At 71.5% G+C, this 23584-nt stretch carries 18 protein-coding genes; 7 read left to right on the forward strand and 11 right to left on the reverse strand.

From position 1 onward, the window contains the following. The first annotated feature begins 2 nt into the window (after positions 1-2). Positions 3-4901 (forward strand): MobF family relaxase, encoded by a 4899-nt coding sequence (mobF, locus tag ABT238_RS33930; RefSeq protein ID WP_350803485.1) that lies wholly within the window; start codon positions 3-5, stop codon positions 4899-4901. 26 nt (positions 4902-4927) lie between these two features. After that, complete coding sequence (locus ABT238_RS33935) at positions 4928-6184, forward strand: hypothetical protein (protein WP_350803491.1); 1257 nt, start codon at positions 4928-4930, stop codon at positions 6182-6184. A gap of 60 nt (positions 6185-6244) precedes the next feature. Here ABT238_RS33935 and ABT238_RS33940 read toward each other — a convergent pair whose 3' ends face one another. From ABT238_RS33940 to ABT238_RS33980, 9 genes are all read right to left on the reverse strand, one after another. Further along, a complete protein-coding gene (locus ABT238_RS33940; protein WP_350803494.1) occupies positions 6245-6451 on the reverse strand; it encodes a hypothetical protein in 207 nt (68 codons plus the stop codon). Between the two features lie 41 nt (positions 6452-6492). After that, on the reverse strand, positions 6493-7326 hold the full coding sequence (locus ABT238_RS33945) for a hypothetical protein (protein ID WP_350803498.1): 834 nt from the start codon (positions 7324-7326) through the stop codon (positions 6493-6495). A 27-nt stretch (positions 7327-7353) separates the two neighbouring features. Further along, on the reverse strand, positions 7354-9111 hold the full coding sequence (locus ABT238_RS33950) for a type IV secretory system conjugative DNA transfer family protein (protein WP_350803507.1): 1758 nt from the start codon (positions 9109-9111) through the stop codon (positions 7354-7356). After that, positions 9111-10796 (reverse strand): putative type IV secretion/conjugal transfer ATPase, encoded by a 1686-nt coding sequence (locus ABT238_RS33955; protein ID WP_350803512.1) that lies wholly within the window; start codon positions 10794-10796, stop codon positions 9111-9113. Before ABT238_RS33955 ends, ABT238_RS33950 begins: the two co-directional genes overlap by 1 nt. 80 nt (positions 10797-10876) lie before the next feature. Then, positions 10877-12397 (reverse strand): SCO6880 family protein, encoded by a 1521-nt coding sequence (locus tag ABT238_RS33960; protein WP_350803519.1) that lies wholly within the window; start codon positions 12395-12397, stop codon positions 10877-10879. Continuing rightward, on the reverse strand, positions 12397-13968 hold the full coding sequence (locus ABT238_RS33965; RefSeq protein ID WP_350803524.1) for a hypothetical protein: 1572 nt from the start codon (positions 13966-13968) through the stop codon (positions 12397-12399). Before ABT238_RS33965 ends, ABT238_RS33960 begins: the two co-directional genes overlap by 1 nt. Continuing rightward, positions 13955-14713, reverse strand: coding sequence for a DUF8175 domain-containg protein (locus ABT238_RS33970; protein ID WP_350803528.1), 759 nt, complete (start codon positions 14711-14713; stop codon positions 13955-13957). The genes ABT238_RS33965 and ABT238_RS33970 overlap by 14 nt, the downstream gene beginning before the upstream one ends. A gap of 36 nt (positions 14714-14749) precedes the next feature. Then, positions 14750-15133 carry a DUF6112 family protein gene (locus tag ABT238_RS33975; protein ID WP_350803533.1) on the reverse strand — a complete coding sequence of 128 codons (384 nt, stop codon included), beginning with the start codon at positions 15131-15133 and terminating at the stop codon, positions 14750-14752. Between the two features lie 11 nt (positions 15134-15144). After that, a complete protein-coding gene (locus ABT238_RS33980; RefSeq protein WP_350803541.1) occupies positions 15145-15951 on the reverse strand; it encodes a MinD/ParA family ATP-binding protein in 807 nt (268 codons plus the stop codon). 898 nt (positions 15952-16849) lie between these two features. On the opposite strand from ABT238_RS33980, the gene ABT238_RS33985 reads away from it, so the two are divergent. The 3 genes from ABT238_RS33985 (at position 16850) to ABT238_RS33995 (ending at position 19131) form a co-directional block, all read left to right on the forward strand. Then, positions 16850-17335, forward strand: coding sequence for a helix-turn-helix domain-containing protein (locus ABT238_RS33985; protein ID WP_350803545.1), 486 nt, complete (start codon positions 16850-16852; stop codon positions 17333-17335). Beyond that, positions 17332-17979 (forward strand): hypothetical protein, encoded by a 648-nt coding sequence (locus tag ABT238_RS33990; RefSeq protein ID WP_350803549.1) that lies wholly within the window; start codon positions 17332-17334, stop codon positions 17977-17979. The genes ABT238_RS33985 and ABT238_RS33990 overlap by 4 nt, the downstream gene beginning before the upstream one ends. Positions 17980-18054: 75 nt before the next feature. Next, entirely contained in the window at positions 18055-19131 is a 1077-nt protein-coding gene (locus ABT238_RS33995) for a C40 family peptidase (protein ID WP_350803554.1), read from the forward strand. A gap of 72 nt (positions 19132-19203) precedes the next feature. On the opposite strand, the gene ABT238_RS34000 is transcribed toward ABT238_RS33995, so the two are convergent. Further along, entirely contained in the window at positions 19204-19473 is a 270-nt protein-coding gene (locus tag ABT238_RS34000; RefSeq protein WP_350803558.1) for a hypothetical protein, read from the reverse strand. A gap of 399 nt (positions 19474-19872) precedes the next feature. Here ABT238_RS34000 and ABT238_RS34005 point away from each other — a divergent pair, with 399 nt between their 5' ends. Together ABT238_RS34005 and ABT238_RS34010 are read left to right on the forward strand one after the other, a co-directional pair. Further along, complete coding sequence (locus ABT238_RS34005; protein WP_350803562.1) at positions 19873-20682, forward strand: hypothetical protein; 810 nt, start codon at positions 19873-19875, stop codon at positions 20680-20682. Positions 20683-21287: 605 nt separating this feature from the next. Continuing rightward, positions 21288-22892 (forward strand): hypothetical protein, encoded by a 1605-nt coding sequence (locus ABT238_RS34010; protein WP_350803568.1) that lies wholly within the window; start codon positions 21288-21290, stop codon positions 22890-22892. Positions 22893-23063: 171 nt separating this feature from the next. Here ABT238_RS34010 and ABT238_RS34015 read toward each other — a convergent pair. Continuing rightward, the coding region (locus ABT238_RS34015) for a hypothetical protein (protein WP_350803571.1) at positions 23064-23584 on the reverse strand (521 nt) is incomplete at its 5' end.

Below are 23584 nucleotides of genomic sequence, written 5' to 3' on the forward strand. Positions count from 1 at the left end.
CCGTGGCGTACGTGACGGCGATCGGACCCAGCGAGGCCCAGGTGGAATACCGCCTGACGGGCCTGCATGGGTGCGCGACGTCCGACGCCTCTTTGGTCCCGGCCGGCCCCACGGTCGAGGCGATCCGGGCGCACGCCCAGGCCCTCGGCGTGGAGCCGGCCGAGCTGTTCGGCAGCGACCGGCAGCGACAGATTTGGGGTCGAGTCGCCGCCCAGGCCGACGTCCGGGGCGAGTCGTACCGCATCAAGCCGAGCACGATTCAGGGTCTGATGAAGTCGGCCGGCGCGGGTGACCCTGCCGAGGTCTACGGCGAGGAGTTGCAGGCCGCCGCCGAGGCGGAGGCCGATCCCCGGATCGCCTACCGGATGGATCTCAACGAACGCCCGCTGATGTGGATTGGCAGCGGGTTGCGCGAGTTCGGCATCACCCCAGGCAGCGAGCTGACCCACGAGCAGTTCGACATGGCCCGCGCCATGATGAAGGGCGTACACCCGCTCACCGGCGAGACGCTGGTGGAGCCGAAAATGGCCGTGGACGCCCGCGGGAAGTTGGCCGCCCGGCCGCTGGTCGAGGCCATCCAGCAGGTTGCCGCCGAGCGCGGCGTGGAGCCCGCCGAGCTGTTCGACAGCGAGCGCAAGCGCGCCGCGTATGGCCGGATGGAGCGCGGGGTGCACCGCCTCGGCGACGCCCACCGGGTCCGCCTCGGCGACGTTGCCAAGCTCGCCGATGCCCTGGCACTCGACACCATCGAGCTGTACGGGCAGGCCGCCATGGACAAGGCCCTGCAGCACGAGAACACGCGCGTGCAGGTCGGCAACCAGGGCTTTGACTTGACCATCACCATGCCCAAGTCGTTCAGCGTCGCCCTGGCGTTCGCAGAGGGCGAGTTCGCCGCCGAACTGGAAGGCGTGTTCACCAGCTCGCTGGTGGAGTCGGTGAGCGCTGCCGAGGAGTGGACGGCGTACGGGATGCGCGGCCACCACGGAGACGGCGAGGCCGCCGAGCGCGTCCAGAACAGCGGACTCATGGGGTGGGTGAACTTCCACAGGGCCGCCCGTCCAGTCGGCGACGCACCTTACGGTGACCCGCACCTGCACGGCCACGTGACGCTCGCCAACCTCGGCCACGGCGAAGACGGGAAGTGGAGCACGATTGCGGCCGGCGGCCGCGACTTGTACCGCCACGCGCGAGCGATCGACAGTCTCATGCAGGCCCGAGTCCGGGCCGTGACCCATGAGCGTTGGGGGTTCGAGTGGCACCGCAACGCCGACACGGACGTCTGGCAGATCACCGGTATCCCGGACGAGACCGTGACGCTTTTCAGCAAGCGCTCCGCCGAGGTTCGGAAGCTTTTTGAAGCCCTCGGCATCCCGTTCGAGGAGACCACCAGTGCCCAGCAGAAGGCGGCCGCCGCGGCCGTCGCCGGGCGCAAGGACGAGCAGGCCGTGGCCGCCTCGGATTCGACGCTGCGGAGCTACTGGCAGGCCGAGGCCAGGGCCGCCGACCACGACCCCGCCGCCATCATCGGCGCCGTCCTGGCCCCGCCGACGCCGCCGACCGGCGAGCCCGAGTTGGTGCAGCTGCCCCGCGATCCTTCGGACGTCGATGCCGTCGCCCGATGGGTGTTCCGCACCGACGAGGGACTGACCAGCCACCGGAAGGATTTCACCCGCGCCGAGGCCCTGGCCGCTGTCGCCGACGCCGTGTCCCACGGCGTGCACAGCCTCGCCCAGGTCGAGGAGCTGACGGACCGCGTGCTGGCCCACCGGGGCCTGACGATTCGCCTAGACGAGAAGCTGCCCGGCCACCTCAGCAACACCGCGAGGTACACCACGGCGGACATTGTGACCGCCGAACGGACGATCCTCGGGGAGGCCCGGAACCGGTTCAACAGCAACACCGCCGTGGTGGATGAACCCACTTTCGCCATGGCTGTGTCCACCTACCAGACCATTCAGCGGGCCGACAATCCCGAGTTCGCACTGTCCGGCGAACAGCTCGCTGTACTGCGGCGCATCCTGGTAGACGGGCACGGCGTGGACGCCGTGGTGGGCGTCGCCGGCGCGGGCAAGACCACCATCATGGAGGTGGCCCGCATGGCGTGGGAGGCTCAGGGCCGCGTGGTCCTCGGCGCTTCCACGGCGGCAGTTGCAGTCGCGAACCTGCGGGCGGAAGCGGGCATCCAGTCCAGCACCGTCGCGCTGTTGCTGCAGCGCATCCGGCAGAGCGGCGGCACCCGCGGACTGGTCGGGGTGGACGTGCTTGTGCTGGACGAGGCCGCCATGGTCGATGACCGGCAGCTGGCCGAACTTCTCACCCACGCGGCCGCGACCGGGACCAAGGTTGTTGGCATTGGTGACCCGCTGCAGCTGCAGTCACCGGGCGTCGGCGGCGCGTTCGCGGCAGTTCACCAGGTGGTCGGCGGGCACACCCTGTCCACCAACTACCGGCAGCGCGATGCCGTCGAGCGGGCCGCGCTGCAGATGTGGCGCGACGGCGAGCGGCGCGAGGCTCTGCGCGCCTACGCGGACCGCGGCCGCATCACCGTCACGGACACCCGGCAGGAGGCCATGGCGGCCATGCTGGTGTCCTGGCAGGAGCTCCGGAACCCGCAAGAAGGCGTGCACGACCAGATCGCCAACACCCTGATGCTGGCTGCGACGAACGCCACCGTGGACGAGCTCAACACCGCCGCCCGCGCGATCCGGCGCGAGCTTGGCGAGCTCACCGGCCAGGACGTCGAGTACAAGTTGGCCGGCGGCGGAACGCTCGCCCTGACCACCGGCGATATCGTCATGATCCGCCGCAACGACTACCGGTCGTGGCGCGGTTCCGAGAGCGCCGACGTCCTTAACGGCTTCCGCGGCGTGGTGGTCGAGCTGGACGACCAGCGGCGCGCACTGGTCGAGTGGCGCGAGAAGACGAACGACGGCGGCCACCGTCTTGTCCGCGAGTGGCTGGAGTCCTCGTACATCGCCGGCGGTGGCCTCTCCCACGGGCTCGCCATGACCGTGCACAAGGCCCAGGGTCTGACCGTCGCGGACGCTTTGGTGTACGGGCCGGGTCTGGCAGCGAACGGCGCCTACACCGCCATGTCGCGTGACAAGGTGTCCACCCGACTGTTCCTCCCGCGGGCCGACATGGAGGACGAACAGACCCGTATCACCCTCGGCGACCCGGAGACCGACGCCGCAGCGATGGACCGCGCCGTGGCAGCGTTCGCCGCCCAGCTGGACGCCAACGACGGCCAAGAGCCCCTGATCATCACGGAGCTTGGCGAGACGCTGGAACCGCTCACCGCGCCGCCCGCCGTCGGCGAGCCGGCCGCCGCGGCCGCCACCGCCACGGTGCCCGCCACGGTGCCGACGCCGCCTCAGCCGGCGTTCGCCGAGGCCGTGCGCGAGGCCCTGGCCGAGCACGCCGTGGACGCGGACGACGTGCTGGACCACCCGGCGTACGCGGTGCTGGACGAGGCCCTGGCCGCCGCCGCCGAGGCCGGGGTGGACCCCGCCGAAGCGCTGGACCGTGCGATGGCCAGCCGGCCCCTGACGGACGTTGAGAACCTGCCGGCGGTGCTTGCGTGGCGGGTCGAGCGCGAGGTGGAGGCGGCCGAGCAGGAGGCCGCGCGGCTCGCCGCCGAGGAGGCCGCCGAGCTCGCCGAGCCGGACGCCGCGGTGGCCGTCGAGGCGGTTGCCGACGCCGAGGCCGAGGCCGAGGCGGACCGGTTCGAGCGCCGCCCGGTGCGCGTCGAGCGCGAGGTGGACACCGAGCAGGAGGCGGCCGAGCAGGAGGCCGCGCGGCTCGCCGCCGAGGAGGCCGCCGAGCTCGCCGAGCCGGACGCCGCGGTGGCCGTCGAGGCGGTCGCCGACGTCGAGGCCGAGGCCGAGGCGGACGGGTTCGAGCGCCGCCCGGTGCGCGTCGAGCGGCCTCCCGTCGAGCTGACGGACGAGGAGCTGGAGACGGCGCACGACTTGGCCCAGGCCGCCGCCGAGGACCAGGAGCAGGCCGCCGAGCTCGCCGAGCCGGACGCCGTGGCGAGCGCCGACGGCGCCGACGTCGAGCCGCAGCAGGACCAGGCCGAGCGCCGCCCGACGTGGCGGGAGCGACTGCACGGTGACCTCACGGACGAGGAGCTGGAGAGTGCGCACACCATGGCGATGAATCAGGCTCAGCAGGCCGCCGCGGCCGCCGAGGCCGCGGCCGTCCTGGCCGAGGCGAAGGAGGCCGCGGCAGCCGCCGGCACCGGCCCCGCGGTGCAGGCCGTCCAGACCCAGGCCGATGCCCTGCAGCAGCGTGCCGCGGCAGTGGAGGCCCTGGCCGAGCTCGCCCCGATCTACGAGGACGCCGGCGCCGCCACGGTCGAGCTCCGGGCCCGACTCGCGGCCGCCGAGGCCGGTATGGACGCGCGCCGGCGAGGCCCGCGCGAGCGCGCCGCCGCCGAGGCCGCGGAGATCCGCAGCCAGTTGGAGCAGGCCAACCGGCGTATGGTCGAGCTGGACATTCAGCGGGAGAAGTTGAACCGGCTCGCCGGCCCGATCGGCAGCCGGCCGGGCGCCGCCCAGCAGTGGCAGACCACCGCCCAGGCACTGCCGCAGATGCTCGCCCAGGCCCGTACCAGCGATCAGCAGGACGCCGCCCTGGCCACCGCCACCGCGCGCTCCCTGCAGCAGCGAGCCGCCCAGGCACAGGGTCAGGCCGGCACGCTCACCGAGGAACAGCGCATCCGGGCCGGGCTGCCCGCCGCCGACTCGCTCACCGAGCAGGTGCAGCGGACGGCCGCCCGCCTCAGCGTGGCCAACCCGGCCCGCACCAGCAGCGAGCACGACGCCGCGGCGTACGGCTACGACCAGGCCCCCGAGTGGGACCGGGAAGCCGACGAGGACCGCGGCCGCAGCATCTGACGACCACCCGTTGAAGGGGGCAGCACGTGGCAGGAGTCGAGCAGTACGAGCAGTACGAACAGGTGGTCCGGGCAGTGTTCGGCACCCGAGCTGACGGCGTGCTGGCCGATCCGGCGTGGGCCGCCCTCGGCGCCACGCTCGCCCGCGTCGAGCGAGCCGGCTACGACCCGGTGTCGGCCCTCGGCCGGGCACTCGACCAGGGTCCGCCGACGTCCAGCGTCCGGTCCGTGCCCGCGCTGATGACGTGGCGCATCAATCAGGAGTTGCCCCCCCGGACCACCGCGGAGACCACCCCGTCAACCGTCGCCACCCCCGCGGCCGACGTCGCCGCCGTCGTGTCCGCGGCCGCCGCGGCGGCCGCGCGGGAGCGGGTCACCCCACGGGACGACGGGGTACCGCGGTGGCAGAACCGGCCGCACGGCGCGGTGCCGGAGGCGGACCTGCAGCGGCGGACCGCCGAGGCCCGCGCCGAGGCCACCCGCGCCGCGGTGGTCGCCCGCAGCGCGCGGGAGTCCGCCACCGTCGCGCTGGAGGTGGCCCGCTCCCGCCGGGGCCCCGGCGTCACCGCCGTGCAGGAGCGGTACGAGACCGTGCGCACCCGTGCCGCAGCGATCGACGGCCTGGCCGCACTGGACCAGGAGTACCGGCAGGTGCGGCAGACGGGCGGATTCGGCGACCAGACGCCGGACGTGCTGCGGGGCCGGCTCGCCGTCGCCGAGGCCCGGCTACGGGAACGGGCGTGGTTCGGGTTGGTGCCGGCGGTGCGCGGTGAAGCGCGGCGCGAGCTGCAGGAGCGCGTCACCCAGCTGAGCGACTACATCGAGAACACCGGCCCTCGGCTCGCCGAACTCGACTCGCGGCGCATCGAGCTAGAGCGCGCGGCCGGACCCGGAGCCACCAGGGAGTCCGCGTACCGCGATTGGCTGGTGATGGACCGCGAGCTGCCGCAGATGCTGGACACCGCCCGAGCGAGCGATGTGCAGGACGCCCACAAGAAGCACGGCGAGGCGGACCGCCTCACCCAGTGGGCCGAGGACCGGGCCGAGGAGTACGACCAGCTGGAGACCGAGGCCGGCACCCGCCGGGGCCTGTCTCCCGAGCGGGGCAAGGCCGAGGACGAGGAGCGGACCACTGCCGCCTCGGACGTCGTGGCCACCGCGGCCACCGTGGCGGTGGCGGCCGCCGCGGTGGCGAGCGTCGCCGCCGGCCGGGCCGCCGAGGCGTCGATTCCCGAACCCAGCACGGGCGCCGAGGTGGAGGCAGGCCAGGGCATCAGCAGGTGACGGACGCGAAGCGGCCCCCCTCGGCATCGAGGGGGGCCGCTTCGTGCGGTCGAGCGCCGGTCACCACCGCCGGTGGTTGCTGCTACTGGACGCCCGCAGGATGGGGACGAAGGCGCGGACGGCCACCACGACCATGAGCACCAGGACGCAGACGGCGGCCAGCAGCAGCCAGCCCAGCACCTTGACGGCGAAGGCGAGCGCGGCCACCACCGGGTGCACGGTCGGCGTGGAGTGCTGGACGGGGAACGCGGGGACGAAGCCGTTCACGTCTACCTACTTCCTGCCGACCGCGGCGGGCCGGCACTCGACTACACCAGGGAGGCCCTGGCGGCGTCCAACTGCCGGATGGTGTCCACGTGCTGCGGGTTGCTCGGGTCGAGCCGGACGAACTGTGCACCGTCGCCGGCGGCCAGCCACCAGGAACCGGAGAACAGCACCGCGCCGGGAACCCCTTCCACCGGCCGGGCCGAGCCGTCGGCGAGCCGCTGTTGCATCTCGGCGACCGGCAGCGCGCTCGGGAGGTACGGGGCGAGCGGCGAGGCCGCGGCCGACGGAGCCGGCGGCGCCTCGGCCGGCGCCGAGGTGGACGGCGGCGCGGCCGGCAGCCTCGGCGCCCGCGGCGGCGGGGCCGACGGCAGGCCACCGGGCCCCGCCTTGGGCCGGGTCTGGTAGTACGGGGCCGGGTGGTCCGCCTCGGCGGTGGCCATCGGGTCGGTGGCGAGCCACACCCGGAACCCGTCGTCCACCTTCCACGGCTCCCGCGTGGTGTGCGGCTCCACGTGCTCCCCGTTCTCCAGGCACTCCACCGCGAATTTCAGGCGGCCGGCCACCCGGTTGAGGGCGTCGTCCCACTCGATCAGGGCGTTCTCCCTCTGACTGTCCGTCGGCTCCACGTAGGTGCGGACCCACCCGACGTAGAGCGCGAGGAGGACGTTCCGCCCGCCGCGGTGCCGGTACCAGCACGGCGGAATCCGGGTGCCGAGCTCCAGGTGGTCGTACTCCACCACCAGCCACTGCAGCCACTCCCCCATCCGCTCCAGGAGCTGCCGGCGTTCGGCCGGCGCCATCGCGGAGAGGACCCACCGGTGATCGGCCCGGCTGTCCAGCAGCTCCACCGCCGCGGCGTCGAATTCTCCACTCACAGGACGTGCTCCAATTCGTTCGGTCTGTCAGTTGGCCAGGGCAAGCAGTCGCCGGTCCGCCTCGGCATTGCGGAGAATGACCCGCATGGGCGGCAAGTTGTCGTACTGGACCAGAGCCTGGCCCTTTTCCAGCTCGCGGATTTGATACGGGGCGATTAGCGGCGTTTCGTGGTCGCTGGTGGTCGCCGAACCGCGGCCGTCCGATCCGGTGGTGTACGAGGTTCGCTGAGTCACCGTCGGGCCGTAGCCCTCGGAAAAGTAGTTCAACGTCATGTCGTCGGCGAGACCCGGCAGCAGAATTCGGAGCTTTGCCTGAGAGACGATCGTTCGGGCGTCGTGCTCCCCGTACATCGAAACCAGCTGTGAGAAGTCGTGGAAGATGGCCAGCAGCTGAATACCCATACCGCGGGCCGTGGACGAAACCTTGGCCAGGTCCGGGTACTTGAAAACATTTCCCGCTTCGTCCAGGTCGAGGAGAAGCCGGTTTTCCAGAGGCTTGGGTGCCGCCTTGGTCCGCCGCCAGAAGAAGAACCGGTGACGCTTGCCGCCGTTCGCCCGCCAGTTGGCGTTCCCGCGTTCGTACTCACGCTCCGCGGCGTGCAGGATGCTCGCCAGGAGGGCCGTGCAGACGGGCGCCAGGGCCTTGGACTCCGACGGCGGGGACACGATGAAGACCGTGCCATTCTTCGACAGGATGTCCTCGGCGGTGAAATCGCTTTTGCTGGCCGAATTCCGGATCACTGGATTCAAGTACGGGTCAATGATCAGGTTCGCGGTGAAGAGAACCGACCCGATGCCGTCCGCGTGGAGGTTGCTCCAAATGCCGGTGTACTGGCGGAGGAATTCCTTATAACCGTGCTGCTGTAGGATCTGGCGAACGTCCGCCTCGGCAGACTTGCCGCGCTGGACGAATTCCACCAGGGCGTCCACTCCCCGCCCCGACTTGTGGGCGGCCAGCAGGAGCGGGCCGACGAATTGCCTGGCTTGCATCATCCAGGGCTTAGACGACGGATCGTCCATTCCGGCCGACTCGCACAGCCACCGGGCCATGAGAGCGGCGGTCGTCTCATCCGTGGAATAGTCCACCGGTGACCAGTTGCTGGTCACGTATCCGGGCATTCCGGCGGGGGCGAAAATGTGGACGTCGCCGAGGGCTCGGCGGGCCGCCAGCATGTATTCCACGTCCGGGCCCTTGGCCGTCGAGATGATGGCCGGTCCCTGCCATTCCAGAGCATTGGGAACGGCGAGAGAGACAGTCTTTCCGGAGCCGTTGGGGCCGAATGCGATTGCCGACATGCAGTCATGTCCAGCGAGCAGGCGGCGGGAACGCTTCGACCAGCCGGCCGTCAGCCGCCACGGCCGCTTCGCCGGATCGACCGGAACGACCATCGGCCGTTCCTGGTCACGCCGGGCCCACTGTGCACCGCGGGTGCGGCGCCGGTTGCGGCGGTTGGCCAGCTTGACGAGCGGCACCGCGACGACGACGAGGAGGACCAGGACCAGGACCCAGAACAGCCAGAGCGGGCCCAGCTCGCCGGCCCTGGCCCCCTCGGCCCAGGCGCCCGAGACGTCGCCGCGGCTGATGAAGAGGTGACCGGCGAAGGGGAGCCCGCGGGCCGCGCTGTCCATGTGCCAGCCGTGGCCGGACAGGCCGGCCGTCAGCGCGGCGGCCAGCCACAGCATCCACACGAACGCGGCGACGACGACCGCAGCGCCGAGGACGAAGTAGACCGGCTCACCGCCGGGGCCGCCGGTCGGTTGCTGCGGGTTGGTGTCGGAGGCCATCAGGCGTACACCCCGTCCGAGTCGGCACCGGCGCCCGCCGACGGGGCCGGCGCCGGAGCCGGGACGGCGGCCGCGGCGGCCCAGGCGCCCGGGGTTTCGTAGGCGGCGGCGTCGTCCAGGCCCTCGGCGTCGGCCGGCTCGCCGTCGCCCTTGTCGAGGTCCACCCCGTCGTGCTGGTCGGCGTCGTCGGCGTCGTCGGTGAGCGAGCGCGGGTCGGTGTTGGTGAAGTTCGCTTCCACGCTGGACCGGACGTGCTGGACCAGGAACGAGCGGTCCGCACCCATCTGCCACAGGGCCTGTCCGGGGTGCAGGCGGGTCAGCCACTCCGCCTCAGCGTCGGTGACGCCGAACATCTCGCGGCAGAGGCTGAGCTGTTGGGGCTTCTGCCTGTAGAAGATCACCACGCCGGCGTCCGCGATCAGGCTGGACGCCACGCGGTCCACCTCCGAGCCGGCGCCGCCCGCGGTGAGGAGGTCACCAGGCTTGTGGAACACCAGGCCGTTGGAGAGTTCGTACTGCCGGGCGAGCTTGAACATGCTCTGGTACCACCGCAGGGTGCCGGCGTTCATGTCCGCCCACGCTTCATCGCTGATGTGATAGCGCGGCATCCGGTGCGACGTCATGGCGGACTGCAGCCACGCGGACGCGCAGATCCGCACCAGCGGCAGGGCGTCCCGCCGCTCGGCCAGCACGCTGGAGAGGTTGACCACCAGGAATTTCGTCCGGGGGTCAACGTCCACGGTGGTCTCGCCGTCGAACATGCCGGCCAGGTCACCGTCCACCAGCCGCTGAAACGCCATGATCAGGTCTGCCGTCCGGGCGCGGAACTCGCCGTGGTCCAGCGGCAGTTCACTCAGCGAGCGCTCCGAAGGGTGCTGCATCGCTTCCACGACTTCCGGCAGCACCGGCACCCGGGGCCGGTCGCCGGCCCTGGCCGCCACCGTCTCGGTGCCGTCGGTCGTCTTGACCCGCTCCAGGAAGCCCCCGGTGAGCTCCGCAACCGCGATCCGGCACAGCGTCCGCTCCGCCTCGGTCAGGTCCCGCCGCAGCACACCGGCCGCGAGGGCCTGCAGCATGTTCAGCTGCCGGGCCTGTGCCTCGCTTGGGTTCTCATTGCCCCCAGGGCCCATGTCGAAGGGGTTCAACCGGTCGGTGCGGCCGGGCCCGATGAAGATCGGTTCGTGCCCCAAGAAGCTCGCCAGGTCGTTGTACTCCGACTTGACGTCGGTGGCGAAGGTGCCCCGCCCGAACTCATAGGACCGGGCAATGCGCGTCTTGACCTCGGTGGACTTCCGCGAGCCGATCTCACCGAATGTGATCCAGTTCGGGTTCGTGATCAGCCCGGCGTCGTACCACTCCCACGGGTCGAAGCAGAAGGAGCCGCCGCCGAGCAGATTTTGGCCGACCAGCGGGCCGAGGGCGCCCACGCCGGCGTCCGCCTGCCACGGGTACAGGGCCTGCACCAGGCTGGTGGACTCCCGGTGCGGGGGCAGGGACAGCCGCCGCATGGTGCGGCCGCCGGCCGGGCGGGCCCAGCCGTCGCCCATCAGCGACAGCCCGCGCGGCGCCTTGCGCTCCGGTGCGGCAGCGGCCCGTCCGGTGCGGGTGCGCTTGCGCTTGGGGGTGGCGGCGGTGGCCGCCACGGTGATCTGTTCGTCCGGGTTCCCCCGGCTACGTCCGAACACGTCTGTCTCCTGTGGTTGGTGATCCGGCCGAGTACGGCACCGTCCCCACGCTGGTGGGGCCGGCACCGTACGCGGCCGGGTCAGCCGACGTCGGCGACCAGGCCGTGACGCAGGCCGCGGGCCAGCGGCAGGGTGGCGGGGAACGCCACGTCCTGTTCGCCGTACAGCCGGCGGAGCACGAGCGAGTGGGCCCGGGTCTCCACCTCTCCGCACGCTTGGTCCAACAGTTCCTCGGACGGCGCCGAGATCCGCAGCAGGCCCATGAACCGGAAGAGGGTGTGGCCGTCGGCCAGCGCTTGGTCCTGTGCGGCGATGGCGTCGGCCTCCCGGACGTCCCGGGCCGACATGCGGAACCCGCCCCGACGCTTGACGTCGAGGTTGGCGGACTTGCCGGTTTCGGCCCGCGCCACTTCGTCCGCCGCACGCCGCGGGTTGAGCGGCTGCAGGGTGATGGACAGCGTTCGCTCGCAGTTCGTCCGCAGGATCAGGTCTTCCAGGAACGTGCCGGCGACCGGCTTGCGGGGCCACTCGGAGACCCAGTACACGGCGTGGTACGTGTCATCCGTGCGGTAGTGGCTCCAGTGAGCTTCCGCGGCCATCGGGCCGGCCTCGGAGGGGGCGGCGCCGCCGGAGTCGTCGGTGACCGGGCCGCGGGCGTCGAGCTTCCAGCGGCTCCCGGGTTCGTAGGCGGTGCGGATCACCTGCCCGATGGCCCGCGGGGGCAGGGCCCCCTCCACCACGACGCCGGCGGCCGACAGCTGGTCCTCAATCTGCGCGCACCGCTGCAGCAGGTAGGCGCACGCGCCGGCGTCGCCGCCGCCGAGGTTCTTGACCTGTCGGCGGGCCCGCCTCGGGTCGAGCATCACCACCAGGTAGTTCTCATGGGTCTGCGTCACCGGGCGTGCTTCGTCCAGCAGCAGTTCGTAGGCGCCGGCGGTGGTCGAGTTGCCTTTCAGCCCCTTGGTGGCCCACTCCCGGGTGAGGGAGTCGCCGCTGTCCGGCACGGTGATGTCCAGCAGCTGCAGGCGCACGATGCCGTCCGCGGCGTAGGCAATGGAGTTGAGGGTGTCGGCCCACATCGCCAGCCGGCCGTCCTGTTCGGCCAGGGTCAAGAGCTTGAAGGCCACGCCCCGGGTGCGGATGATCGCCACGTAGGTCCGGCGTTTCGTGTCCTTGACGATGCCGATGTTCCCGACGGCCGTAGGCACGGTGAGAACTTCGGTGCCGGCCAGTTCGCCGGGCAGGTACATGGGTTCCACCCCTTCCTCGCGGGGGGCGGCGGGGGTGAGCTCCACCGCGGGGCCGCCCCGGTACTTGGTCCAGCCGAGTGCGGTCCGGACGAAAAACGTGATGGCGATCGGGGCCCACTGTGCGGCCGTGCGGTCCGCGATCGGGAACCACACGGCCGCCACGGTGACGAGCAGGACCGCCAGGCCCAGCAGGACGCCGCCGACGCCGTACGTCAGCATGCGGACCAGGAAGAAGGCGGCGCCGCCGAGAACGACGATCGCGCCCATGTTGAGGCCCAGCACGATTCCGTCCGTCTCGCGCGGACCGAACTCGTACATGCGCCGGGTGGGGGTGTTGTTCTGTGCGGACACTACGACCTCCGGGCGGGCAGGGAGTGGACGGCGGGGTTCGGCCGTTGCGGCGGCCCCACCGGTGCGTACCGGCCCGCGCCGCCGGCCGGAGACGATCCGCCGCCGCGGCCGCCACCGCCGCCGGTCGGAGTTCCGCCGCCCGAGCCGCCACCGGGACGGCCGCCGTTGCCGCCGCCCGAGCCGCCGTTGCCGCCACCCGAGCCGCCGTTGCCGCCACCCGAGCCACCGGGCGGAAGCGCCCGCCGGTTGGGGCTGCCGCCGAGCTGACCGGGGATCACGCCGCCTTCCAGGGCGCCGCCGTTGCCGCCCCCGCCGCCGGCCTGCAACTCCGGGTTGCCGCCGCCCATGTTGCGGCCGGCGTTCAGCATGGGGCGCGCGGCGGTCTGCAGGGCAGCCATGCCCGCGGAGAACGCCGCACCAGCAGGACCGCCGGCCGCCGCGGCCTGGCCGGCCGCCGAGGGCTTGGCCGTCTTGCCGCCGCCGCCGCCGATCATGCCGCCCATCTTCGACGCGCCGCCGGCAATGGCGCTGATGCCGGCGGCCATCCCGGCGACGCCGCCGAAGCCGGCCGCCCGCATCCCGTCCGTGGTGCCGCCCGGGTTCGCCGCACCGCCGATGACGCCGATCATGCCCATCACGACGTACGGCGCGGCGGCCGCGACGACGTACAGGCCACCGGCCAGGAGCAGACCGGACGCCGAGTTGGCGCCCTTGAGGGCGTTGCTCGCCATCTTGAGGATGATCACGATCACGGGTTTGGCGAGTTCGACCGTCAGCAGCGTGTCCAGGAGCCGCCGCTGCCACTGCTTCGACCCCTTCCAGACGCTGCCAGAGACAGCCAGCGGCCAGAAGACCACGCAGAGATCCACGGCCATGCGGCGGATCAGCATTTCGCACCAGACGATCCCGAGAGCAAGGATCATCAGCAGGCCGAGAAGAATGGTGATCATCGCGGGCAGCTGCAACATGTTCGGGTCGTTGCTGTGCTTCGCTGCCTGATTCATCTTGTCGGCGACCGACCGCAGGGCGTCCGTGATACCCGCCCAGCCGTCGGTCCCCAACGTCACGTCGCACACGTAGTCCATGAAGGAATTCGCCATCATGACCAGGGTGGCGATCAGGCCAGTGCTGACACCTGCGGTGATCACCTGCACGACCGTGCGGCCGATCTCCCGACCGTCCCGGTGCAGGGCGGCGTAGATGATCGAGCAGAACAGCGCGATCAGCGCGAACATCGCGCCGATTCCCCGGGTCGTGGCAAACGTCTCGTTGAACCAGGCCGCCCCCATGTCGGGCTTTCCGCTACTGGTGATGGCGTCGCCGACGGCGCCGCTAATCCAGTTCACCGCGTCAACGATTGCATCCGTGATTCCGTCGAGGACGGACTGTTTGGCGTCGTCAACCGCACCGGAGACGACGGCTTTTCCCGCGCACAGCGCAGGCGTTCCCACGACCTCCCACCAGTCTTCGCACCAGGCGAAGGCGGGGGCGGTGCTGAGGGCGACCAGGCCGCCCGTCAGCACCGTCAGCGTGGCACCGCGCCGCACCCAGGGGCGGCTACGGAATGACATAGGTGGGCACCGTCCCGTCCGTCATCGTGCGCCGGAACTGCGAGGAGAGGTCGTACAGCGACGACCCGTCAGCCGGCTGCCAGCCCGTCGAAGGCGCGTAGTAGCCGACCGGCACCGGTCCCGGCATCGAGGTGGTGGTGAAGGCGGCCAGCTTCCAGTCCCCGTTCGTCCAGCTCAGCCGGACCGTGGCCTGGCCGTAGCCGCCGGCCGCCGTCGCCGTGGACGACGCCATGAAGTTGATGGCGTACACGTTCACCGTCGCGCTGGTGGCGCCCTCGGGGAGCTCGCCGCCTTCCAGCTTGACCGCGATCGGCACGCTGGCGAAGCCGTACGGCACCTTGCTGGACTGGTCACTGCGCAACTGGTCGAGCGACGTCGAGTCGGCGCGGTCGAGTTGCTTGCGGATCTGGTCGGCCGCGTCCGGAGACGCGATGGCGGACACGATCCCGGCCCGGCCCTCGGGGGTGAGGATGGCCCGCGAGCCCATGGCCGAGCTGTAGTTGGCGGCCGCGGACAGGGCCCCGGACCGGGTGTGCTGGTAGCCGACCGGGACGCCGGAGACGACGCGGGCCGGGCCGATCCCGCCGCCGGACGTGCTCCCGGAAGAGGTGGCCGGCGGCGGGGCGGGCGTGGCGGTGGTGGACGTCGAGTTGCTGGCGTGGCCGAGCAGGACGCCGCCGCCGAACAGGCCGAAGGCCAGGACGACGCCAACGGCCGTCCGCGCGCGCTTCTGGTCGATCTGCATGTTCAAGTCCCCCTAGGGATAAGGAAGTTCAGACCGTCAGGTGATCGACGCGCCCAAGTTGAAGGCCCAGTTCACGAGCGCGGACCCGCCGCCGATGACGACCACGCAGGCGAGCGCGGCGAGCATGCCGACGCGGCCGCCGGTGGTGGCGCCGTGGTGAGAGAAGTACTTGCCGAGCGAGAACGACATGGCGCCGAGCACCAGGCCGGCGAGGCCCGCGAGCAGGCCGTAGAACATGAGCGCACCCACGATCGTGGTGAATGCGTTGCCGCCCGGGGCGTTGGCGTCCGGCGCGATGTTCGGCACGACACCACCCCCCGGCTTGGGCGTCGGCGTCGGGCCCGCGAGGATCAGGTGGCCCGGGTCGGCGCCGGCCGCCAGGGTGTGAGCGTGGCTCAGCAGGTCGAGCGTGAACGACACGGTGTGTCTCCCTACTTCGTGCGAGTGAGCGCGGCCATGGTGGCGGCGCCGAGGGTCATGTAGGCGGTGCGAGTTGCCGGGTCGAGCGCGGCCGAGTCGATCGGCCCGCCGCTCGCCAGGTGTCGGTCCCACGGCACGGTGACGACCGCGCCCACCTTGGGACCGAAGTACGAGGAGAGGGTGGGCACGGGCACGCCCGGGTCACCCTCCCGTACGGCGTTGACGACGAGGACGGCCCGGCGGGACAGCCGCCCGAAGCCGTTGCGGATCATCCACAGCAGGGCATCGTGGGCCGCCGACGCCGAGTCGGCCGTGGCGGTGGTGGTGACCACCACCAGGTCCGCGAGCGACAGCACCGAGGCCGTCAGCGGGTCGGCCAGCCCGGCCGCCGTGTCGGTCACCGTGATGGCGAAGTGCTGCGGCAGCAGCTGTTCGGCGAGCCACCGGTAGCCGTCGGCGCCCAGGATGTACCGGGCGTCCGGCCGGGACTCCGAGGGCAGCACCGAGAGCCCGGAGGCCCGCCGGAAGGCCGGCGGCGTCGGTGCCCCGTGGACGGCGTACGCCCCGTGGTTGGCCAGCAGGTCCATGACGTTGACCGGTGCCCGGCCGCCGGCGAACCCGGCGAGGCTGCCGCGGAAGGGCACGGCGTCCAGCGCCACCACCGGCTCGCGCCGTTCGGCGGCCAGGACGTCGCCCAGGCCCAGGGCCACGGTGGTCCGGCCGCTGCCGCCGTTGAGGCTCACCACCGCGATGCGCTGGTGTCCCGGCAGCTGACCGGTGATCCGGTGCCGCAGCACGCCGTCCCGGACCCGATCCACCAGCGGGGGCATGATCGCCCGCCGCGGCGGGGCGGCCGGGACGGGTTCGGGCCGAGAGCGACGACGGCCGAACAGGCCCCGTCGAGAGGAGGGTTCGGGCACCGGCTCAGGTGCCGGCGGGGCGATCGGCACCGGCACCACCGCGGGCGCCGGAGCGGCAGCCGCCACCGGGGCAACGGGTGCCGGCGCCGCCTCGGCCGCCACCGGGGCGGCGGTCGGGGCGACCGGACCAAAGGTGAGGCCAGCCCGGGACGGGCCCACGGGCGCCGGAGCGACCGGTGCAGCTGCCGGAGCGGCAGCCGCCACCGGGGCAACGGGTGCCGGCGCCGCCTCGGCCGCCGGGCCGAAGTCGAGTCCGGCCACGACCGGAGCCGCGGGTGCCGGAGTAGCGGCGGGCGGCACCGGGTTGGCGAGTACATGCGATTCGGCCACCACGGCGGGCGCCGCCACTGCCGCCGGAAGCGCCGGAGCCGCAGGTGACGGGCCGTCAGGCGCCGAGAGATCCGGGCCGCTGGCCGGAAATTGCTTGTGCGAGGGAGCGTCCGGGTGTGAAGGTGCGTCTACAGATGTGCGCCCCTTGCGCGCCGGGCGGTTCCGCCCCCGCGCCCTCCCTTGCCCCGTGCCGCTATCCGCATCCGCTGTCAGCAGACCTCGCAGGCTCACCGGACGATCCCGGTCAATCTCCTCAGCCTCGGTCATCGCGTCACCCCCCGTGCGCTAGCTCCGTACATAAGTACCCTACCCTTTTTCTCGGTACTGGGGGCGGTTTTAGAGTAGCGTACCGACTACCCTTGGTGCATCCGTGATCAACGCACGGTCGCAGGTTAGGACACCCGTGGTGTGCCAGGGCATGTCAAGGAGGGAGGCCCGGTGACGCTCTGTGCGGTACAAACAGGCAGTGGACACGGACGACAAGACGCGGGCCCGGCAGGGCCGCCCCCGACGGGGCGGTTCCTGTTCGGACCGCCTGGACCCGGCGGGGCCCGTGCTGACCAGCACGCAGGCCGCCGCCCGCCTCTCTCTCAATCCCCGGACCGTCATGGAGCGCGCCCGCGCCGGCGAGCTGCCCGGCGTGAAGTTGGGCGGGGATTGGAGATTCGCCACCGCAGCGCTGGACGCCGCGGTGCGCGGGAAGAGATGGGCGGAACTCGACTTCCGGGACGAGATCCTGACAACGGCTCAGGTTGCCGAGCTGTTGGGGATAGGGCCGGACAAGGTGGGCCGGCTCGCCCGTCAGTCCGTGCTCCCACACTGGGGCGAGGCCCGCCGGCGCCGCTTCTCTCGCGCGGCGATTCTCCGCAAGCTGTGCGGAGAGGCCGACACCCAGCAGCAGGCAGACGAGCACAGCGAACCATCCCCTATCAAGGAGGACAGGACAGCATGAGGTACCGACACAACCGCCTCGGCCTCGGCGCCGTCCTGGCCGCCGTCGCCGTCGCCGCGCTCACCGGCTGTAGCAGCGACCCCGCGCCGTCGAGTTCGACGCGCGCCGCCGACGCCGCCACCGCGAGCCCGGCCGCCCCCTCGGTGGCCACCACCGGCTCGCCCAGCGGCACCGGCTCGCCGACCGCGCCGGCCACCACCAGCTCGCCGACGGCCGCGGCCACCGCCGGCTCGCCGAGCACGCCCCCGGCGCCCGGGGCGGCTCGCCTCGGCCCCGTGGACGTCGCCTCGGCGTTCACCATCGCGTCGTACTCGTACGACTGGCAGCAGCCCAAGACACTCGATCCGGTTGAGCGCGTCCGCCCGTACGCCACGGACACCTACCTGACGACGCTCCGACCGACCCAGCAAGCATTCCCGGCCCGCATGACCGCAGCTCAGGAGACGTCGGTTACCACGATCCGCACCGCGGCCGTGGACGCCGACGCCCCGCCCACTACCCAGGACGAGGCGTTCGTCTCGGTGTCCTACGACCAGCACCTGACGGACCACGGCACGCCGGCGGACAACCGGAAGTCGTGGAGTCTGCACCTTGTCCAGGTGGCTGGCGAGTGGAGGGTGGACGCGGTGGTGGCGGCGGGCTGACACCTACCGAAGGGGGACGAAGCGTTGAATAAGGGTTGGGTGGCGGCCGTTGCCGCTGTGGTCGCCGTGCCCGTTGTGCTGATCGTAGGAGGGAGTAGCAACGCCCAGGGCGGGGCGTACTGTTCGGTGGCCGTCAGCGTCGGCGACAGCGGCGGCGGCGCCCCGGGTGCCGTCACCGCGGCCGGCACCCAGCTGGACGCCGAGCAGACCGGGAACGCCAGGACCATCGTCAAGGTGGCCAAGGAACACGGTCTGCCCGAGCGCGCGGCCGCCATCGCGCTGATGACGGCCATGCAGGAGTCATCCATGCGGGTGGTGAAGCCCTACGCCGGGCACGACGCCGCCGGCCTGTTCCAGCAGCGTTCGGTGGTCGGGTGGGGCACCCCCGAGCAGGTGTTGGACCCGATCTATGCCACCGGCGCGTTCCTGTACGGCGTGCCGTCCAAGGGCATCCCCGGGTTGACCACCATCCAGGGGTGGGAGCGGATGGACATGGCCGACGCCGCCGAGGCCGTCCAGGTGTCCGGCGTCGGCTTCCAGTACAAGAAGTGGGCGACGTTCGGGGAGACCCTGGCCAAAGCCCTGTACGGGGGCGAGACCGGAACCACCGTCACCTGCACCGACAAGACGCCCACCACGCTGTCCGGGCCGGCCGTCACCAACGTGGTGAACAGAGGCATGGGGCAGCTGGGCCTCCCCTACGTCTGGGGAGGTGGCTCACCGAGCGGGCCCACCACCGGGTTCTGCAGCAAGGACGCGGGTTGGCTCAACGGGCAGTGCTTCGCCGCGACCCACGCCGGTTTCGACTGCAGCAGCTTGGTGCAGTACGCATGGTGGCCATACGTCCACCTCCCGCGGGTGACCACCGACCAGTACGAGGCCGGAACGCACATCAAGCTCAGCGAGGTGACCACCGGCGATCTGGTGTTCTGGTTCAACGGGCCGTCGGGGATCTACCACGTGGCGATGGTGCTGGAGGGCGGCCCCAAAATGAAGATCCTTGAGGCGCCGCACACCGGGCTCAACGTGCGAATCCGCGACCTGTCGCCGGACGAGTCAAGCCTGATGAGCACGGCGGTTCGCCTATCCGTCCCTGACGCGCAGGCGCCCGGGGGGAAGGGCACCATTCCGGCGCCGAAGGGTCCGAACTGACCAGCACGAGCAGCACAAGGGGGCGGGCCCCGGAGAGTACTCCGGGGCCCGCCCCCTTGTCCGTGCCCGCTGTCAGAGCGAAGCCACCCGGGCGGCCGTCCAGTAGTCGCGGAAGAAGACGCCGGAGGAGCCGGCCCCCAGGTCGTTCAGCCCGGCGACCACCGCCGTCAGCTCATCCGTGGCGGTCGAGGCCACCCGGGCGACGTTGACCGGATCGGCCGTCAGCCACCGCGGCACCCGTTCCCGCTCGGCCGCCGCCCGCTCCCGCTCGGCCACCGCCGCCGGCAGCAGACCCCGCAGGCTGACCGGTTGGGTGTCGTTGTCCACGAGTCCGTGAGTCATCGGCCCAGCACCCCCACCGCAGCGGCCACGGCCACCAGGTCCTCGGACGACGAGCGCGGAGCCGGCGGCCGCGGGGACGACCAGCGGCCGCCGAGTACCCGCACCGGCCCGGACGTCCCGGCCGGCACGGCCACCACGTCCACCACCCGCCGCCGATCAGCGCCGGCGTCACCATCTACTACCCTTGCCATGATCCCTCCCACAGGATCAAGCCCAGCCACCAGCCGCACGCGGCCAGGAGCAGGGCAACCACGAGGGGCCGGTAGCCGTAGGAAGCCCGGCCCCTCTCTTGTTGCCTAACAGTAGTTGCTTTCTTTCTACCACGCTAGCATCCTAGGGAGCGCGCTAGAGTGCGCGTCAGAAAGCAAGCGATCTTGCACGGTGGCTAGGATGCGGGGCATGACAGAGCTGGAGCGGTGCACCGCCTACTCCGAGAGCGGGGGCGTCACGAAGTCGATGGCGCTGCTGTCGCTCGCCGTCGCGGCTGCCGAGGAAAATCCGGAAGACGACGTGATCGTGGGTGACTGCGACCCTCGCGGGGCCGTCACCAAGTGGACCGGCGTGCAGCCGGTGGAGGCCGGCCTGCACATTGGGGCGATCTTCGGGCAGGACGACGTGGAGGGATGGGCGGGGGAACTCGCCGTCAGGCCGGACCCGGCCGGTGGCTGGCCCGCCAACCTCCGAGTCATCCCGTCCGATCGGAAGCTGTCCAACCAGGAAAAGACGGCCGACGACCACGCAAACGTCCGTCTGCTGAATTCGATTCAAGGGGTGCGGGCGCGGTTCTTCTTCGACTCGCCCAACCGCCAAGGCGGTCTGATCATTCAGAACATCTTGACCGCCATCAACGGAATCGTCTACGCGGCCAAGCCGAATGAGGACGGTTTGGACGGTGTGGACGGCGCTAAAGAGACCGTGCAGAAGTACCTCAAGCACCGCAGGAGCCTCGGCCTGCCGGACAACTTCCGGGAGATCGGCATTATCCTCGGCGCGGCGTATAAAGGCGCGGTATGGACCCGGGACGCCCTTCGGGCCGTCGAAGAGTTCGACCGCACATCTCCAGGCATGTTGATTCGCCCGTTCATTCCCGACCGCGTGATTGTCCCCGAATCGCGCTCAGCTGGTGTTTGGTACGGGCAGTATGAAGCCGGAAAGCCCGTTTACGAGGCTTACCGAGAAATCTACAACGAAAAGGTGCGTACCCAGTAATGAGCGCTTCCGCCCGTTCGGACCGTCCCGACCCTCGCCCCCGTGCAGGTGCGGGCGGCGGGCCGAGGCCGGCCCCCGACGAGGACCGCGACCCGATCGAGCCCCCCGCCGCCCCGCCCGCGGCGGCGCCGCGAGGGCGTCCCCGGACCGCGCAGAGCTTCGCGCAGCTGAACACCCGGGTTGACCCGCTGCTGAGCCAGCTCATTGACCAGGTGAGCGGCGAGCGCGGGTGGAGCAAGAGGCAGGCCGTGGAGTGGGCCCTGCAGCAGACCTACGCCGCCGAGTTCCGGGCGCTGGGCGGAGACCCGGACAAGCTCCAGGGCATCTAGAAAGCGAGCGTGCAACCTTTCTAGCTCGCTACCAAGAAAGCCCACTCGGGTGCACGCACGAGCGGCAGCACCCTCGGCCTACAAAACGACAGGGCCCCAGCAGCGCGACGCTTGGAGGCAGCGCTACCAGGGCCCTCATCACTCGACACCCCAGGACGGTACCTGAGTTGTGCCCCAACCACAGTAATGCCCCGCAGGACCCCGCGGTGACCGCGGCGGACAGGACGGCCGGAATCCGTCGCAGTGGCCGGACGACCGAGCGGCAGGTGTGACCAAATGTCCCAGGTGACCCAGTGGGCACAGGAGCACGCCGTGATGATTGGAGCGGCGGCGGCACTGTGTGTCTCCATTGCCGCTATTACGATCATCGGAATTCGGTCCAGCCGAAAGGATAGGCAGCGGAGGAAGCTCAGCGCCGGCACCATCTCGGCGGCAATTGCTTTCATCATCTGCACGTCCGTAAGCCTTCACACCAATTACGGATTCGCGGGCGACCCGGACGGCCTGAAAATGGCCACCGAGTTTGAGCGGATCTTTTCCTGCGCGGCATTCGAAAGCCTTCTCGCCATGATGGTGTTCGGGGCCCGCGAACGGCTCGCAAACCCCGTCAACCCCTCCCCCGGGTGGTTCGGCACCGGCGTGTGGGTATTCGCCGCGCTCAGCGGAGTGCCCGCATGGCACGAGGGCGGCGGATTCACCGTCAGTACCATTGTGCGGATCATCATCGGTTCTTTCGGTACCGCGCTTGCCGCCCACTCCGCCCTCGGCCTTGAGCTCCGGCACCGCACCGGCGAGGAGAGCCAGGCCGCCGGCGCGCAGATCGCCCGCGAGATCCGCGAGCGCATGATGGCCTACCTCGGCCTGGCCCAGCGCGGACAGACCGCCCAGGAGATCGCCCGGGACCGCGCGATGGACCGCGCGGTGGAACTCGCCGACCGCGAGGCCCGACTGACGGACAAGCAGCGCGAGGGCCGCAAGGGGCGTGCTGTGGCCCGCCGCCTCGGCCAGGCACTCGAAGCGGCCGGCACTGCGGACCCGCTCCGCCGTGACCAGTTCGAGGGCCGGTTGGCGCTCCGCCGCCACGCAACCGAGCTCCGGCACGCCAACCTCCACCGCCCGTGGAAGACCGCGGAGGAGGAGGCCGCGGAGGCCACCGAGGCGGAGAAGCTGCGGGCGAAGCTCGCCGAGGCGGAAGCAGCGGCCGAGCAGGAAGCCGCCAAGGCCGCGGCTGCCGAGGCGGAGGCCACCGAGGCGAAGAGGCAGGCCGAGGAGACCGTGGCGGCCGCCGCGGCAGAGACCGCCGAGGCACGGCAGGCGGCCGAGGGTGCGTTGGCATTGCTGACGCGCCAGGTCGAGGCGTTCGAGGCCCTGGCCCGCAATGCCGAGGCCAGCGCGGTGGACCGGATCGGCAATGCCGAGGCATACTGCCTGCCCGTCGAACTGCCCCACCCGAGGCCCGAGCAGGACCAGCACCACCACCAGGACGCCGACGAGGCCGGCGCCGATTGCCTCGGCGACGAGGGCGGGAACGAGCCGGCCGCACCCGGCAATGCCGAGCGTCCGGCCGCCGCCGGAACGGACAGCAACCCCCGGGTGCAGGCTCGCCTCCCGCTGATTGACGACGAGGGCGACGACGACGAGGCCGACGAAGCCGACAGCGAGGGCGTGGTGAACCTGTCCCGCGGGAGCAAGAAGGCCGCGATTCAGGCGCTCTACCACCGAGACATTGCCCCGGACGACAAGCGGACCACCAACGCGATTGCCGAGCAGCTGCGGACCACGCTCGAACGCGAGACGGGCAGGACGTACGACCAGGCCGCCGCTCACCGGGCGATTTCGGAGCTCCGCACTGCCGAGCAGAACGGCCAGCAGACTGCCTAACTCGCAGGTCAAGCGCTGTAGCAAGAAGGCAAGCGAGGCAGCGAGCGAGCGCGGGAACGAGAAAGCGCGCTCGCTTGCTACCAAGCTCGCTACCACGCTCGCAAGCAACAATCATCCCGACCCAAGGGGGACGCGATGGATCAGCAGACTGTCCAGGCCCTGCCTGAGACGTTAGAGGCCCACCCTCAGCCCGCCGTGGCATTGCCAGCGGCAGAGCTCAGCGGCCGAGTAGCAGCAGCACAAGCGCGGTTTCAGCGGGCGCAGACCGTCCACGAAACGCTCACCGTCGCGGCCGCCGCGGTGACAGCCGCCGAACGTACTGCCCAGGCCGAGGCGGAGGGCCGGCGGCAGGCCGAGGCGAAGGTGGCCGAGCTCCGCGGCGGTGCGGCCGCGGCCCTGCAGCTCGCCGAGCAGGCCCAGCAGGAGGCCCGAGGCAATGCCGCCGAGCTGCAGGTGGCCCGGCAGCAGCTCGCCGACCGCCAGCACCAGGCCGAGCAGGAGGCCGGCAGGGCCGACGCCGCCGAGGCCGAGGTGGCCGAGCTCCGCCGACAGCTCGCCGACGCCCGGCGGCAGGCCGAAGCAGAGGTGGCCGAGGCCCGCGGCGGTGCGGCCGCGGCCCTGCAGCTCGCCGAGCAGGCCCAGCAGGAGGCCCGAGGCAATGCCGCCGAGCTGCAGGTGGCCCGGCAGCAGCT

This window comes from Kitasatospora sp. NPDC001527, from assembly GCF_040298605.1.
Taxonomy (GTDB): Bacteria; Actinomycetota; Actinomycetes; order Streptomycetales; family Streptomycetaceae; genus Kitasatospora.